At 63.8% G+C, this 14,400-nt stretch carries 12 protein-coding genes and 1 tRNA gene; 8 read left to right on the top strand and 5 right to left on the bottom strand.

Annotated features, from left to right (window positions below):
- The first annotated feature begins 45 nt into the window (after positions 1-45).
- The 3 genes from MHAR_RS01830 to MHAR_RS01820 all read left to right on the top strand — a co-directional run bounded on the left by MHAR_RS01830 (position 46) and on the right by MHAR_RS01820 (position 2,155).
- Positions 46-1,284 (top strand): ornithine cyclodeaminase, encoded by a 1,239-nt coding sequence (locus MHAR_RS01830; RefSeq protein ID WP_048144248.1) that lies wholly within the window; start codon positions 46-48, stop codon positions 1,282-1,284.
- 55 nt (positions 1,285-1,339) lie between these two features.
- Positions 1,340-1,434, top strand: a tRNA-Thr gene (locus MHAR_RS01825).
- 166 nt (positions 1,435-1,600) lie between these two features.
- Positions 1,601-2,155: a TATA-box-binding protein gene (locus MHAR_RS01820; protein ID WP_187287865.1), complete on the top strand. Its 555-nt coding sequence runs from the start codon at positions 1,601-1,603 to the stop codon at positions 2,153-2,155.
- Positions 2,156-2,252: 97 nt separating this feature from the next.
- On the opposite strand, the gene hisS is transcribed toward MHAR_RS01820, so the two are convergent.
- Complete coding sequence (hisS, locus tag MHAR_RS01815; RefSeq protein ID WP_014585926.1) at positions 2,253-3,614, bottom strand: histidine--tRNA ligase; 1,362 nt, start codon at positions 3,612-3,614, stop codon at positions 2,253-2,255.
- A 348-nt stretch (positions 3,615-3,962) separates the two neighbouring features.
- Between hisS and MHAR_RS01810 the strand changes: the two genes are divergently transcribed.
- Positions 3,963-4,217, top strand: a complete 255-nt coding sequence (locus MHAR_RS01810) for a hypothetical protein (RefSeq protein ID WP_048144247.1) — start codon at positions 3,963-3,965, stop codon at positions 4,215-4,217.
- 100 nt (positions 4,218-4,317) lie between these two features.
- On the opposite strand, the gene MHAR_RS01805 is transcribed toward MHAR_RS01810, so the two are convergent.
- The gene (locus tag MHAR_RS01805) at positions 4,318-4,749 is read right to left on the bottom strand and encodes a colicin transporter (RefSeq protein WP_143763230.1); all 432 of its coding nucleotides are present in this window, start codon (positions 4,747-4,749) and stop codon (positions 4,318-4,320) included.
- Positions 4,750-4,906: 157 nt separating this feature from the next.
- The gene (locus tag MHAR_RS01800; RefSeq protein WP_228369622.1) at positions 4,907-5,356 is read right to left on the bottom strand and encodes a TIGR00725 family protein; all 450 of its coding nucleotides are present in this window, start codon (positions 5,354-5,356) and stop codon (positions 4,907-4,909) included.
- Between the two features lie 57 nt (positions 5,357-5,413).
- Between MHAR_RS01800 and MHAR_RS01795 the strand changes: the two genes are divergently transcribed.
- From MHAR_RS01795 to MHAR_RS01785, 3 genes are all read left to right on the top strand, one after another.
- A complete protein-coding gene (locus MHAR_RS01795) occupies positions 5,414-8,404 on the top strand; it encodes a DEAD/DEAH box helicase (RefSeq protein ID WP_014585924.1) in 2,991 nt (996 codons plus the stop codon).
- A 42-nt stretch (positions 8,405-8,446) separates the two neighbouring features.
- A complete protein-coding gene (gene hisA / locus MHAR_RS01790) occupies positions 8,447-9,172 on the top strand; it encodes a 1-(5-phosphoribosyl)-5-[(5-phosphoribosylamino)methylideneamino]imidazole-4-carboxamide isomerase (protein ID WP_014585923.1) in 726 nt (241 codons plus the stop codon).
- Between the two features lie 80 nt (positions 9,173-9,252).
- Positions 9,253-9,819 (top strand): imidazoleglycerol-phosphate dehydratase, encoded by a 567-nt coding sequence (locus tag MHAR_RS01785; RefSeq protein ID WP_014585922.1) that lies wholly within the window; start codon positions 9,253-9,255, stop codon positions 9,817-9,819.
- Between the two features lie 12 nt (positions 9,820-9,831).
- On the opposite strand, the gene guaA is transcribed toward MHAR_RS01785, so the two are convergent.
- Positions 9,832-10,746: a glutamine-hydrolyzing GMP synthase gene (gene guaA, locus MHAR_RS01780; RefSeq protein WP_014585921.1), complete on the bottom strand. Its 915-nt coding sequence runs from the start codon at positions 10,744-10,746 to the stop codon at positions 9,832-9,834.
- Positions 10,747-11,055: 309 nt separating this feature from the next.
- A complete protein-coding gene (locus MHAR_RS01775) occupies positions 11,056-12,006 on the bottom strand; it encodes a DUF11 domain-containing protein (protein ID WP_048144246.1) in 951 nt (316 codons plus the stop codon).
- Between the two features lie 773 nt (positions 12,007-12,779).
- Here MHAR_RS01775 and MHAR_RS01770 point away from each other — a divergent pair.
- Entirely contained in the window at positions 12,780-14,111 is a 1,332-nt protein-coding gene (locus MHAR_RS01770) for a hypothetical protein (protein WP_143763229.1), read from the top strand.
- Positions 14,112-14,400: the final 289 nt, after the last annotated feature.

The following is a 14,400-nucleotide window of genomic DNA, read 5'->3' as shown; positions in this document are numbered from 1 at the left end:
GGAATGGTTATTAGGGTAATAGATCCAAATTAAAGGCTGGTCACCATGAGCGAAACCTGCGATATAGAGATGGAAGGACACCTCATCGACTCCCTGACCCTGACCAAGGCTCTGGACAAGATCATGAGCATGGGCGGCGAGTTTGAGATCAAGAAGTTCAGGGTGGGCAAGAAGAAGCACGATACCAGCTACGTGATGATCGCGATCTCAGGGGAGGACTCCGACCACCTCGACCGGATCCTCCTCGCCCTCCACCCCCTGGGGGCCCGGGTGATCGAGGCCGAGGACGTCCACCTCGAGATCGCGCCCCAGGACCGGGTCGTCCCCCGGGGCTTCTACTCCACCACCAACCACCTCACCCACGTCCGCCACCGCGGCGCCTGGCTGGAGGTGGAGGACATCCAGATGGACTGCCTCATCGTCGTCAAGGACGGCCGGGCGGTATGCGTCCCCATAGGGCAGATCGAGAAGGGGAATGCCGTCGTCGTCGGGACCGCCGGGGTGAGGGTCGTCCCGCCGGAGCGCCCCCGGGAGAAGACCTTCTTCGAGTTCATGTCCAACGAGGTCTCCTCGGAGAGGCCCTCGGGGGAGATCGTCAAGCAGCTGGCCGAGGAGATCCTGGCGACGAAGAGGGCGGGGGGGAAGATCGCCGTCGTCGGCGGTCCCGGCATAATCCACACCGGAGCCGCGGAGGCCCTGGCGGGGCTGATCCGGGACGGGTACGTCGACCTCCTCCTGGCGGGAAACGCCCTCGCCGTCCACGACATCGAGCGGCAGCTCTTCGGGACGAGCCTGGGGATGGACCCTCACGGCAACCTCACCTCCGCAGGCCATCGAAACCACATCTACGCCATCAGCGAGGTGATAGCCAGCGGCTCCATCCGCCAAGCGGTGGAGGACGGAAAGTTGAAGGGCGGGATCATGTACGAGTGCATCCGGCGAGACATCCCCTTCGTCCTCGCGGGGTCGATCCGGGACGACGGCCCCCTCCCCGACGTCATCACCGACACCGTCCTCGCCCAGAAGGCGATGTTCGAGGCCCTCCGGGGGGTGGACATGGTGATCATGATGGCGACGATGCTCCACTCCATCGCCACCGGAAACCTCCTCCCCTCCCGGGTGAAGACGATCTGCGTCGACATCAACCCCTCGACGGTGACGAAGCTGATGGACCGGGGGACGGCCCAGGCGATCGGCCTGGTCACCGATATAGGCATATTCCTCCCCAGGCTGGCCGAAGAGATCTCATGCCTCGCCGGGGAGGCAGATGCCTCCGGGGCTTGAGGAAGATCGCAACGCTTAAATTGAGAGCGGCCGCTAATAGGGCCGCGGGGTCTGTGCCGCCGTGGCTTAGCCCGGTAAAGCGGCTGATTCGTAAGGCTGGTTTTGGCCCGATATATCAGCAGGTCATGGGTTCGAATCCCATCGGCGGCTTCTCTATTTTATCCCCCTCTTCGAAGGCGGGACTGCCGCAACCTACCTCCTCTGGAGGAAAAGGGGGATGCCGTTGTCGTCCTCGACCTCCACCTTCCGGCGTTCTGTCAACTCCACAATACTTTATATACCCTCAGTTTAAAAAGGGGCGTTCCGGAGAGACGCGATTATGGAGTCCACCATCAACATAGAGAACGTCGTCGCCTCGACGAAGCTCGCCGAGGAGTTCGATCTGATCAAGATCGAGGCGGAGCTGGAGGGCGCCGAATACAACAAGGAGAAGTTTCCGGGGCTCGTCTACAGGGTCAAATCGCCCCGGGCGGCCTTTCTGATCTTCACCTCGGGGAAGGTGGTATGCACCGGCGCAAAGAACGTCGAGGACGTGAGGACGGTGATCACCAACATGGCCCAGACCCTCAAGTCCATCGGGTTTGAGGACGTCAACCTCGACCCCGAGATCCACGTCCAGAACATCGTCGCCTCCGCCGACCTCAAGACCGATTTGAACCCGAACGCCATCGCCCTCGGCCTCGGCCTGGAGAACATCGAGTACGAGCCGGAGCAGTTCCCGGGTCTCGTATATCGGATCAAGACGCCGAAGGTGGTGGTCCTCATATTCAGCTCCGGAAAACTGGTGGTGACCGGAGGAAAGTCCCCCGAGGAGTGCGAGGAGGGCGTCAAGATCGTCCGGGTCCAGCTGGAGAACCTGGGGCTCCTCTGATATTCTCCTCCCTTATCCAGGCCGGGGCCGTCTCTCATCGGTCCGGCAGGAGGGCCAGCACCCCTGAGGTTGGGCCTCCTCCCCCGGGCACCCCCATTCAGGGGACTCCGCCTTCCTTCCGCCGGGCCAGCCTCTCCGCCACCTCTCCGAGGCGGAGGCTCTCCTGAGATCCCGTCGACATCTCCCTCAGGGTGAGCCTCCCCTCCTCCACCTCCTTCGGGCCGACGATGACGGCGAAGCTCGCCCCGATGGCGGAGGCCTGCTTCAGCTGGGCGCCGAGCCCCCGGCCCATCACGTCCAGGACGATGGGCTGGGGGACGGAGGACCGGAGGGCCCTAGCCGCCCTGATAGCCTCGGCCCGGACCTGGGGGACGAAGACGACGGCCACGGGCGCCGGCGGCCTCTCCTCCAGGGTGACGATCTCCATGATCCGATCAAAGCCGATCCCAAAGCCCGTCGACCTCGTCTCCTGGCCGCCGAGGAGGGCCGCGAGGCTGTAGGTCCCGCCGCCACAGATCTGATTTTGGGCGCCGAGCCCCGTCGCGTAGATCTCAAAGACGGTTCCTGTGTAGTACTCGAGACCCCGGACGATCTCGAAGTCCACCGTAGCCTCGACGCCGTAGGTAGCGAGAAGGTCCACCAGCTCTGCGAAGTGAGCTAAATCCAGGTCTGCTGGCGCGGCCCTATCCGACCTTGCGGCGCGATCCCCGGCAGCGGATGCAGTATCCGAATCGCCTGCTGCCACCCCATCGTCCAGGAGGGCGTCTGACATCTTGGCCAGGTCTTCGGCCATCTCGGCCGCCCGATCCAGGGCCCGTCGCCCTTTGAGGTCGATAAGCTCCAGAAGGCCGAGGTGGTCTCTTCCAATCTCCTGGAGCTTCTCGGCCAGAAGGGTCCGTTCCTTCTTGTCGATGAACCTCATCAACGTCGGCCGCTCGGAGGCGGGGATCGTCCTCATCATAGCCCGGATCAGGCCGAGGTAGCCGAGGTGGAGGTCTCCCGAGACTCCGGCGCTCTTTATCAGCTCCTGCGCCAGGGCAATCGCCTCCGCTTCGGCGTCGGGGCGGTCGCTTCCGACGAGCTCCGCCCCCAGCTGCCAGAACTCCCGGAACCGGCCCCGCTGGGGGCGCTCATACCGGAAGCAGTTTCCGAAGTAGTGGAGGCGGAGGGGCTTTGCCGCCTTCTGGAGCTCCCCGACGTACATCCTCATCACCGAAGCCGTCAGCTCCGGCCGGAGGGCGAGGTCGCGGCCGCCCTTGTCCTGGAAGGCGTAGATCTCATCGATGATCGAAGGCCCCGACTTTATGGTGAAGAGCTCCAGATGCTCGAAGGTGGGGGTCGATACCTCGGAGTAGCCCCACTGTTCCAGGATTTCCTGCATCCTCCTCCTGACGGCGTTCCTCCTGAAGGAGTCCATCGGGAGGAAGTCCCTCGTCCCTCTCGGTCTCTGGATCGTCATGCCACCTCCGCCCTTGCCTCAAGGCCCCTTATAGCTTTTGGGAACCCCGGGAATACTTTCGCCGCCCGGGGTCAGACCTTTTGTAGGGCGGAGTAGAAGTATGGGTTGTGAGGCAAAAGCCCAAAGGGCGCGGCCTCAGTTGCCATGATATGACCGAGGCCGGGAGAGGCCCCCAAAATCCCCCTTCATTTCCCTCTCCCGGAAAACTCCCTTATTCCGCCGGACGTAGTCAGCAGGTAGCGCCCGCGCGAAGAATTGTGATATAAAGCGACTGACCTTATGGGCCGGCGATCATTTATTTTATCGGTGAGATGGAATGGTGGCGGTGGAGATTGACGCGGGGCCATCATGATCGCCGCAGCTTGCGCGATGGCCATCGCCCTTCTTACCCTGATCTTCAGCACCATCGCCTTCCAGCTGAGCATCGAGTCGAGGCTGAAGATGGTGCACCAGGCCGAGATCCTCCAGTATCTGGAGGAGGCGGTCATCGCCCAGGAGGAGAGGATTTGGAAGGTGGAGGTGAAGGCGAGCCGTCCTGAGCTGCCGTCCGGAAGATCGAAGAGACCGGTGCAGGGGGTAGAGCCGCCTTACTGGAGACGGTAGAAGAATATCTTGCGATGGAGATTGGGGCCTTTTGAGAACGATGCGGAAAAATAGGATAAAAGGGGAGGCTTCAACTCGTGCTTCTGAACGAGGTTCTGAATCAGTGACCGCTTGCGGTCTCTTCCGCCGCACCCGCAGCCTCGGCGGCAGCGCCCTCGGCGCCATGAACTGCCTCTTCAGCCGCACCCGCAGCCTCGGCGGCAACGCCCTCGGCGCCATGAACTGCCTCTTCAGCCGCACCCGCAGCCTCGGCGGCAACGCCCTCGGCGCCGTGAACTGCCTCTTCAGCCGCACCCGCAGCCTCGGCGGCAACGCCCTCGGCGCCATGAACTGCCTCTTCAGCCGCACCCGCAGCCTCGGCGGCAACGCCCTCGGCGCCGTGAACTGCCTCTTCAGCCGCACCCGCAGCCTCGGCGGCAACGCCCTCGGCGCCATGAACTGCCTCTTCCGCCCCATCCTCGCCGACGCAGCCGCAGGCGAAGGCTGCGGCAAAGACGAGGAAGAGCGCCAAAACCCAGTTGTATCTGGACATGGACGGCCGATCGTCGGATGACTTTATAAGGATTCCGAGAGGGGAGGGCCGGCCCCCGAGGATCCGGGGCTTGGGGGACGAGGGCCGGGGCCTTCCCCCTTCCCGGCGGAGAAGATGGAAGGCCCATTCGCCCCGAAGCTCCCCTCCGCCGGAGAGCTCATCTCCTCGACCCCTCGCCCCCCCTCCCCTCCGCGATCCGCATAGCCTCCTCGGGGCTCTCGGCTTTCCGCATCCCATCGACGTTCCAGTCGCCGAGGTCGATGACCAGCTTTCCCATCTTCAGGGCGAGGGCGATCTCGGAGAGGGTGCCGTAAAGCCCCGGAAGGGCGATGACGACGTCGGCGCTCCGGACGAGGATGGCGTTCCTCCCGTGGCCCATCCCGGTCCCGATCGCCACCGCGACGAAGGGGTTGGCCGCCTCCTTCTCCCCCGGCAGGACCCCGACGGTGACGCCTCCCGCCTCCCGCGCCCCCTGGCAGGCCGCCTCCATCACACCGCCCAGGCCCCCGGTGATCAGAACGTGGCCGCCCTCGGCGATCTTTCTCCCCAGCTCCATCGCGAGGGAGCACCTCCTCTCCTCGTAATCTCCGGCTCCGACTACCGCCACCTGCAAAAAAACTCCTCCACGCGAGGCTATTATTAGAGCAGGGTGGACTTATGGGTTGTGACCGCCTTCTCGAGGCTCCGGCCGGAGATCCGGGGGATGCTCGCCCGCCAGGGGATAGCGGAGCCGACGGCTCCCCAGGAGAGGGCGATACCCCTGATCCTGGCCGGAGAGCACCTCCTCCTCATCGCCCCCACCGGGACCGGCAAGACCGAGGCTGCCGCCCTCCCCCTATTCAACAGAATCCTCCGGGATAGGGCCAGGCCCCGGGCCGGGACCGCCGGGATGGAGGCGGGGGGGGGCCGCCCGAGGGGCGAGGAGAGGTCCTCCCCCGGAGACGGCGACGGGATGCGGTGGGAGACGAGGTCCAGGGGACGCATGCAGGGAAGAGAACGCCCCGGAACCGACGAGGATGAGGGCCCCGGCCGGATCTCCGCCATCTACGTCACCCCCCTCCGGGCCCTCAACAGGGACATGCTCTCCCGCCTCCGGTCCTGGGGAGAAGAGCTGGGGGTATCCGTCGCCGTCCGCCACGGCGATACGACCCAGGCGGAGCGGAGGGCCCAATCCTTGCGGCCTCCCGACCTGCTCATCACGACGCCGGAGACCCTCCAGGTGATGCTCACCGGAAAGCGGCTCCGGGAGTCCCTCCGGGGCGTCAGGACCGTCGTCATCGACGAGGTCCACGAGCTGGCGGCCTCAAAGCGGGGGTCTCAGCTCGCGCTCGTCCTGGAGAGGATGGCGGAAGTGGCGGGGGAGTTCCAGAGGGTCGGCCTCTCCGCGACCGTCGGGTCCCCGGAGGTCGTCGCCGAGTTCCTCGTCGGCCCCCGCCGGAGGTGCCGGATCGTCCAGACCGACGTGGAGAGGGAGGCGAGGTTTCGGGTGATATCCCCCCAGCCGGAGGCAGGCGACTATGCCCTCGCAAAGGAGCTGGAGTGCGACCCGAGCCTCGCCGCCCAGATCCGGGTGATCCGGGAGGCTGTTCGGAGGGAGAGGTGCCTCGTCTTCGTCAACACCCGCCAGGCCGCCGAGGTCCTGGGGTCGAGCTTCAGGATCCTCGGCGAGAGGATCGGGGTCCACCACGGGAGCCTCTCGAAAGAGGCGAGGATCGAGGCGGAGGAGGCCTTCAAGGCGGGGAGGCTCCGGGGGCTGATCTGCACCTCGTCGATGGAGCTGGGGATAGACATAGGAGACGTGGAGCACGTCATCCAGTACAGCTCCCCCAGGGAGGTATCCCGCCTCGTCCAGCGGGTGGGAAGGTCCGGCCACCGGGTGGGGAGGACCTCGGCGGGGACGATCATAGCCACATCCCCCGACGACGTCGCCGAAGCCGCCGCCATAGCGAGGAGGGCGAACTCTCGGGTGCTGGAGGGGACGAGGCTCCACGAGAGGCCGAAGGACGTCCTGGCAAACCAGCTGGTGGGGCTCGCCCTCGACTTCGGCGAGGTCGCCCTCAAAAGGTGCTTTGAGATCGTCACCAGGTCCCGCCCCTTCCGGGACCTCTCCTTCCCGGAGCTGGAGGAGGTGGCGGCGGAGATAGCTGGCCATCGGCTCGTCTTCTTCGAGGGCGGCATCCTCCGGCGGAGGAGGAAGTCCTGGCAGTACTACTACCAGAACCTCTCGATGATACCCGACGAGAAGAGGTACCGGGTCTACGACGTCGTCGGGAGGAAGCCCGTGGGGACCCTCGACGAGGCCTTCGTCGTCAACTTCGCCGAGCCGGGCGCGACCTTCGTCTCCAGGGGGGAGATGTGGGAGATCGTGGAGGTCGTCGACGAGGAGGCGGAGATCAGGGTCGCCCCCATCCAGAGGGGGGGCGAGATCCCCTCCTGGTCGGGGGAGGAGATCCCCGTCCCCTGGGAGGTGGCCCAGGAGGCGGGAGAGGTCCGGGGAAGGGTTGCCCGTCACCTGGAAGGTGAGGCGGGCGGCGATGGCGGGGGAGGTGGTGGCGAGGCTGCGGCCCTGGCCTTCCTGATGGAGAGCTACCCCGTCGAGGAGGAGGCGGCCTCGGCCTTCGTTAAGTTGATAAAAAGGCAGCTTGCGACCCATCTCCCTGTCCCCGATGAGAGGACGATCGTCGTCGAGGGGGACGGGACCTACATCACCATCAACGCCTGCCTCGGCCACCAGGCCAACGAAGCCCTCGGAAGGGTCCTGACCGCCCTCCTCTCGGCGAGGCTCGGGACCTCCGTGGCCCTGGACGTCGACCCCTATCGGATCGGCCTGGAGACGCCGAGGCCGATTCTGCCTGAGGAGGTGGCAGCCCTCCTCGCCGGGACGGACCCGGACCACCTCGCCCCGATCCTGGAGATGACCCTCAAGAACACCTCCCTCTTCACCTGGAGGATGGTCCACGTCGCCCGGAGGTTCGGGGCCCTCCGCCGGGACCTCGACCGGGAGGTGGTGAGCCTGAAGAGGGTCCTCGGCCTCTTCGTCGACGGGGTCATCGGCGAGGAGGCGATGCGGGAGGTCCTCTTCGACAGGATCGACGCCGACCGGGCGAGGGAGGTTCTGGAGGGTCTTAGGGCGGGGAAGATCGCCATCACCACCTCCTCGGCGAGCCCCATCGGCGCCGAGGGAAGGCGGGGCGGGAGGGACGTGACGACCCCGGAGCGGGCCGACGGTGCCGTCATCGACCTGCTCAAAGACCGGATCATGAACGACCGGGTGATCCTCTTCTGCGTCCAATGCAAGGGGTGGAAGTCGCTGCGGATGGTCAAGAACGTCCCCGAGGTCCCCGAGTGCCCCGTCTGCGGCTCCCGGATGGTGGCGGCCCTCAAGCCCTGGGAGGAGGAGGAGATCAGGATCGTCAAGAAGCCGGAAGCGGCGAAGACCCCCGAGGACCGGCGGAGGACGAAGCGGGTCTACAGAAACGCAAACCTCGTCCTCACCTACGGCAAGGCCGCCGCCGTCGCCCTGGCGAGCCGGGGCCTAGGCCCCGAGACGGCGGCGAGGTTGATGCGGAACCTCAGGAGAGATGAGGCCGACTTCTACCGCGACATCCTGAAGGCGGAACGGGAGTACGCCAGGACGAAGAGGTTCTGGTCCTAGGAGCCCCAAAACTTAAGCCCTCCGAAGGTCTAGGTCCTATCCATGGCTTTCGATCTCTTCCCTGCCGTCGACCTCCGCGGCGGCCGATGCGTCCAGCTCGTCGGCGGCGTCCCGGGAACGGAGGTGGTATCCCTCGACGACCCCCTGGCGGAGGCGGTCCGGTGGGCCGAGATGGGGTCTTCGACCCTGCACATCATCGACCTGGACGGGGCGATCCAGGGGGTCCGGATCAACGGCCCCATCCTCCAGGAGATCGTCGAGACCCTCGACCTCTTCATCCAGGTGGGGGGCGGGATCAGGTCCCCGGAGGATGCGGCTTCGCTCCTCGGCCTGGGCGTCGACCGGGTGATCCTGGGGACGGCGGCCCTCGCCCGCCCTGAGATGGTGACGGAGGTCGCGGAGGAGTTCGGGAAGGAGAGGGTGATGGTCGCCCTGGACGTGAGGCGCGGGAAGGTGACCACCGAGGGGTGGCAGCGGAACCTGGAGAAGGGGGCGATCGAGCTTGGGCTCCTATTCCAGGAGCGGGGGGCGGGCTCGATCCTCTTCACCAACATCGACGTCGAAGGTCAGGTCCGGGGGATCGACCCCGAGCCGACGAGGAGGCTCGTGGAGGCGGTGGAGATCCCGGTCGTCGCCGCCGGAGGGGTCACCACCGTCGGGGACCTCCTGGTCCTGAGAGGCGCGGGCGCCGCGGGAGCGGTCGTCGGGACGGCGATATATACGGGAAAGCTCGACTTCAGAGAGGCCCTCTCGGCCCTCCGATCCTGATATTGATCGGTCATGGAGGGTTTGTGGAGATTTCATGGAGATCGATCTAGGGTTTATGGAGGAGGCGTGGAGGTGGAGTCTTGAGGAGGGGTGAGGGAAGCTCCGAGGTCGGAGGGGCGCGAGCCGTCGTCGAATTGGACCTGGATGGCCAAGGGAACTCGGTACTCGAATCCGGGTCGGGGTTCCTCGACCACATGCTGAGCGCCCTCGCGAGGATGAGCGGGATCGACCTCTCGGCTAAGGCCGGAGGGGGGATCTCCGCCCAGAGGTCGAGGGCCCTGGGGCTCGCCCTGGGGGAGGCGATCGCCTCCGCCCTGGGGGATAAGCGGGGGATAAGAAGGTACGGCTGGGCGGCAGCCCCCATGGATGAGGCCCTCGCCTCGGCGGCCCTAGACCTGAGCGGGAGGGCCTACCTGGTGATGAGGGGCGAGTTTGCCGGCGACCTCGTCGGGGACCTGCCGACTCAGGATGTGGCAGCGTTTCTCTCAGCCCTGACGGAGGGGGGCCGGATCACCCTCCACATCAGGTTCGAGGGCGAAAACGACCACCACCAGGCCGAGATCATCTTCAAGGCCCTGGGGCTCGCTCTGAAGGAGGCTATGAGGAGGGAGGGTACCCTCGTCCTCAGCACCAAAGGGGTCCTCTGAAACTCCAGGAGATCACTCGAACTCGATCGTCCCCGGCGGCTTTGGCGTCAGATCGTAGACCACCCTGGAGACCTCGGGGATCTCCCCGGCGATCCTGTGGGATATCCGCCTCAGAACCTCCCAGGGAAGCTCGATAACGTCGGCGGTCATGGCGTCCCGGGAGGAGACGGCCCTCACCGCCACGACGTAACCGTAGGCCCGGATGTCACCTTTGACGCCGGTCGCCTTCCCTAGGACCGCAGCGAAGGCCTGCCAGGGCAAAAACCCCTTCAGCTCCTCCTCGACGATGGCGTTGGCGATCCGGACGACCCCGAGCCTCTCCCGGGTCACCTCGCCGAGGACCCTGACGGAGAGGCCGGGGCCGGGGTACGGCATCCGCTCGCAGATCTCCGTCGGCATCGACAGCCCCCGGGCGACGGCCCTCACCTCGTCCTTGTAGAGGTCCCGGAGGGGCTCGACTATCCCCTTGAAATCCATATGGAGCGGAAGGCCCCCGACGTTGTGATGGGACTTGATCCCCCCCTCCGACTCGATCAGGTCCGGGTATATCGTCCCCTGGATCAGGTACTCGGCGCCGACCCGCCTCGCCTCCTCCTCGAAGACCCGGATGAAGGTCTCGCCCACCACCTTCCTCTTCTCCTCGGGGTCGGTCACCCCGGCGAGGGCGCCCAAAAACCGGTCCTCGGCGGTGACGGTGATCAGGTTGAAGTCGGAGAACATCTCGGCGATCTTCTTCGACTCGTTCAGCCGCATCAGGCCGCTGTCGACGTAGACCGGGATGAGACGATCCCCAAGGGCCTCCCGGGCTAGAAAGGCGCAGACGGAGCTGTCCACGCCCCCTGAGAGGCCGATGACCGCCCTTCCCTTTACTGTGCGGCGAATCTCTGCTATGGCTTCATCGATGAACTGGGGGACGTTGATGCCCATAGGGGCCTTTTGGCCGGTTCCGAGGATAATAGGGTTGCGGTTATCGGCGGTCCGGATTTCAGATGAAACCAACGTGAACCGCACGTGAAAAATAATCATTTAAAGGAGCGGGTGTTAGGGTATCCTGCGGGAAGGGGAGTGGGAAACAACAGATCGCCAGACCTCCTATGAGGATGAGAGGGCATCTCCCTCCGCCCTCTCATCCATCGTCCCTTTTGCTCATTTGGTGATCTATTCTTCTTCCTGCCTTTTCATTCACCCAATGAAGCGACGATCTTCAGGCCCCGCATCGATATCCGTCTCTGCCTATCATTTGTAGACCTCGCTCCCGCATTTCAATGAGTAGCTCCCATCGAAGACGCTGGTGATGGCGGCATCCCTCTCATCGGTGTGGCTCTCGATCTCGTATATCGCCATCCCGGTGAAGTTCGCCTCGGAGCTGAGCCGGAGCCTCGTGCTTCTGACCTCAGCCTGGCCGGTGGAGTTGAGCCGGTCGGCGCGAAGGTACCGCTCCCGGATCATCGAGCCCCGCTTCTCGTCGATGCAGAGGTGGCTTGCGCTCCACGCGGAGTCGAAGCGGATGGCGCGGCCCAGGGGGAGGGCGAAGGCCGTCGGGGATTTGACGGCGTCGAAGGACCGCTCCATCTTCATCCTGGAGGTCCTGTAGCTGAGGACCTCCTCCGACCTGTACCTTCCCGAGCCGTGCTCAGCGAAGCTGAGGGTCGTCCCGACGATCGCCTTCACCGGCGTCGCGACCCGCCCACGCCTCTCGAACTGGTCGCAGGATATCCTCACCTGGTTCACTATCAATGTGGGCTCTCGATTGGTGGTGAACCTCCGCCGGACGGAGACGAACCCCTCCCCAGAGACCGCTCCATCCACCTCCGCGACGAAGTTCTGCTTCACCATCTTCATCACCACGACGATCTGGCCGTATTCTCCAGGAAGGAGGGTCCCTATCGTCCAGACGTTACTGGTCCCCGGGTCAGGCGGCGGGTCTGCCGAGACGATGGACATCCTCGGGTCGTAATCCTCCACGATCACCAGGTTTGTTATCGGCTCCAATAGGTCGTTGCCGTAGGTTATGGTGTAGGTGATCTTGCCCCCCTGGCTTATCCTGCTCGGCTTTCCCTCCTTCACGTAGGAGCCCTCGCCCGGCTCGAAGCTGGCGATCATGCCGTTTATGCTGAAGTAATCGAAGAGCCAGATGGCACCCTCAGACGGAAGCTTTTTCGAGGATGTCTCAAACCTGACATACAATCGTATTAAATTTAAATTTTCTGTCTCATCAATCCATTCTTGAATACTGAATTTCTGAGGATTTGCTCTGGATCTCCCATATTCGAGGTCCAGGCTATTGAGCTCTGTCCATTCATCGATCTCCAATCCCATACCTTCGACGCCATATCTCGACGTAAATAGCTTTAAGTCGGATTTGCTGCTACTGGTCCACTTTCCATCTCCATCACCATCAAGCCATAATTCTATATAAATATAACCACTATCGGTGAGAGGCTTAATATGCATACAGAACTCATCTAAATCATCAAAAGATATTGGCTCCAAAAAATCGATCCTGACATACCTTATTTTTTGATCGTAATCTAATCGAACCGAATGGGCTCCATGAAAACCGTCCCCACCAAATGGTTCCCCCTTGCCTCCGATATCATATTTAAGGCCGTAAGACCCAGCAGCCACCATGACCGTCGAAGAGAGGATCAGAACTAAATCGAATATAGTTAGAAGTCTCATGGTCGACTATTGGGATAACTCTAGTATAAAAACTAATCTGTATTTGAGAGATCGTCTCCCCCTAATTCGTTGAAAATGACCTATGTTCCATCCGCCGCCTTCTCGTCCCTCCATCCCCCGGACGCCTATACGAGTTTCACAGGCGGTTCACATAACCGAGACGAGCAAAAATCGACTAACAGGGACCCAACATGAAAAATAGGCTTTTAAATTTCCCAGGCCAGGCTTGGTTGGCGTATGGTTCGCTGAAGATGCGCTGAAGATGTAGGTGATTGAGCATGGTAGGGGGGTTGGTTACGACTAAACTGGGAGAGGAGTCCCTGAGAAGGTTAGGGCGGGAGGCGCTCGTCAAGGAGAACCTTCCTTACGTCATGGGGACGATCTCGCTCCTATTGATGGTTCTGGCTACGGCGGTATCCTCCGCCAACGCCGCTGGCATCGCGACTATTCAGAGCACGGGCTCCGGCATGACCTATTCATCCATCTCTTGGTCCGGCTACGGCCTTCCGACCCCCGTTCCTGATGGGACATATTACCATAGGAGTAGCTTCGGAAGCTACTTCTGGCCTGAGGTGCCCCCAGAAGGCCGCGACCCCTGGACCTCAGGCCTCTGGACGAGCCCGCGGCCGGGCAGAAGCTGGTATAACCAGCAACCAGTGGCCACCGACCTCTATCCGAACGTCGCGGGTCCCGCGCCGGCGGGGACAGCCGTCACCTGGACTGCCATGGCGACGGATCCCGATGGTGACGCCATCCTCTACAAGTTCTGGCTGAAGGGCCCCTCGACGGGCTGGGCCTGGAAGGATATGACAGGATGGACGGCGAGCAACAGGTGGACCTGGAGGACGGCCCCCTCGGATGCCGGGACGAGCTCGGTCTGCGTCAGCGTCAAGGACGGGCGGAACGCGGGCCCCGACGGCTCCAAGTGCAGCCTGACAAGAGAGTTCACCGTCGCCCTCCCCAGGACGAACGGGCCCCCGACGGCGACGGGCCTCTCCCCCAGCCGGGGAAGCCCCGCCCTCCCGGGCGCCTCCGTCACCTGGACGGCTACGGCTACCGACCCCGACGGGGACCAGATATTCTACCGGTTCTGGCTGAAGGGGCCCTCTACAGGAGACGCCTGGAGGGAGATGACGGGATGGACGGCGAGCAACAGGTGGACCTGGCAGACGACAGCCTCCGACGCGGGAACGAGCCAGGTGAACGTCTGGATCAGGGACGGAAACCACGCCGGATATGACAGCTGGGACAGCTACCAGGTGAGGGACTTCCAGGTGGCGGCCCCCAGAGCGAACAGGCCCCCGACGGCGACGGGCCTTGAACCGAACTGGAGAAGCCCCCTCGTCGCGGGTTCGGCGGTCACCTGGACGGCGAAGGCCGTCGACCCCGACGGGGACCAGATATTCTACCGGTTCTGGCTGAGGGGGCCCTCTACAGGAGACGCCTGGAGGGAGATGACGGGATGGACGGCGAGCAACAGGTGGACCTGGCAGACGACAGCCTCCGACGCGGGAACGAGCCAGGTGAACGTCTGGATCAGGGACGGAAACCACGCCGGATACGACAGCTGGGACAGCTACCAGGTGAAGGAGTTCACCATAACCTGGTGACCCCTAAGCCGCCGGAGGGATCGGAAGAATCCGCTGATCCTCCTACCTTACGACGATAAGAGAAAGCTGGCGCTGGGAGGATCTTCGCCTCCCAGAATCGATATGATATAGATCGCCCCAAAGGGAGGGGTGGATCGATGAAGGGGGGCGTTGGGAGGGGGGCTCCCCTCCCAACTTTCCATCACCTTGACCGGCATCTCCCCCGGCCAGAGGCCGCCTCTTTTGTATCATCCAGGACCGGCCCGCAGATTCAGAGCTTGGCCTGAAGCCACTTCTCCGCCCCCGCCGG

Origin of the sequence: Methanothrix harundinacea 6Ac (genome assembly GCF_000235565.1) — an archaeon.
Taxonomy (GTDB): Archaea; Halobacteriota; Methanosarcinia; order Methanotrichales; family Methanotrichaceae; genus Methanocrinis; species Methanocrinis harundinaceus.
This window is presented reverse-complemented; position numbering and strand designations above follow the sequence as displayed.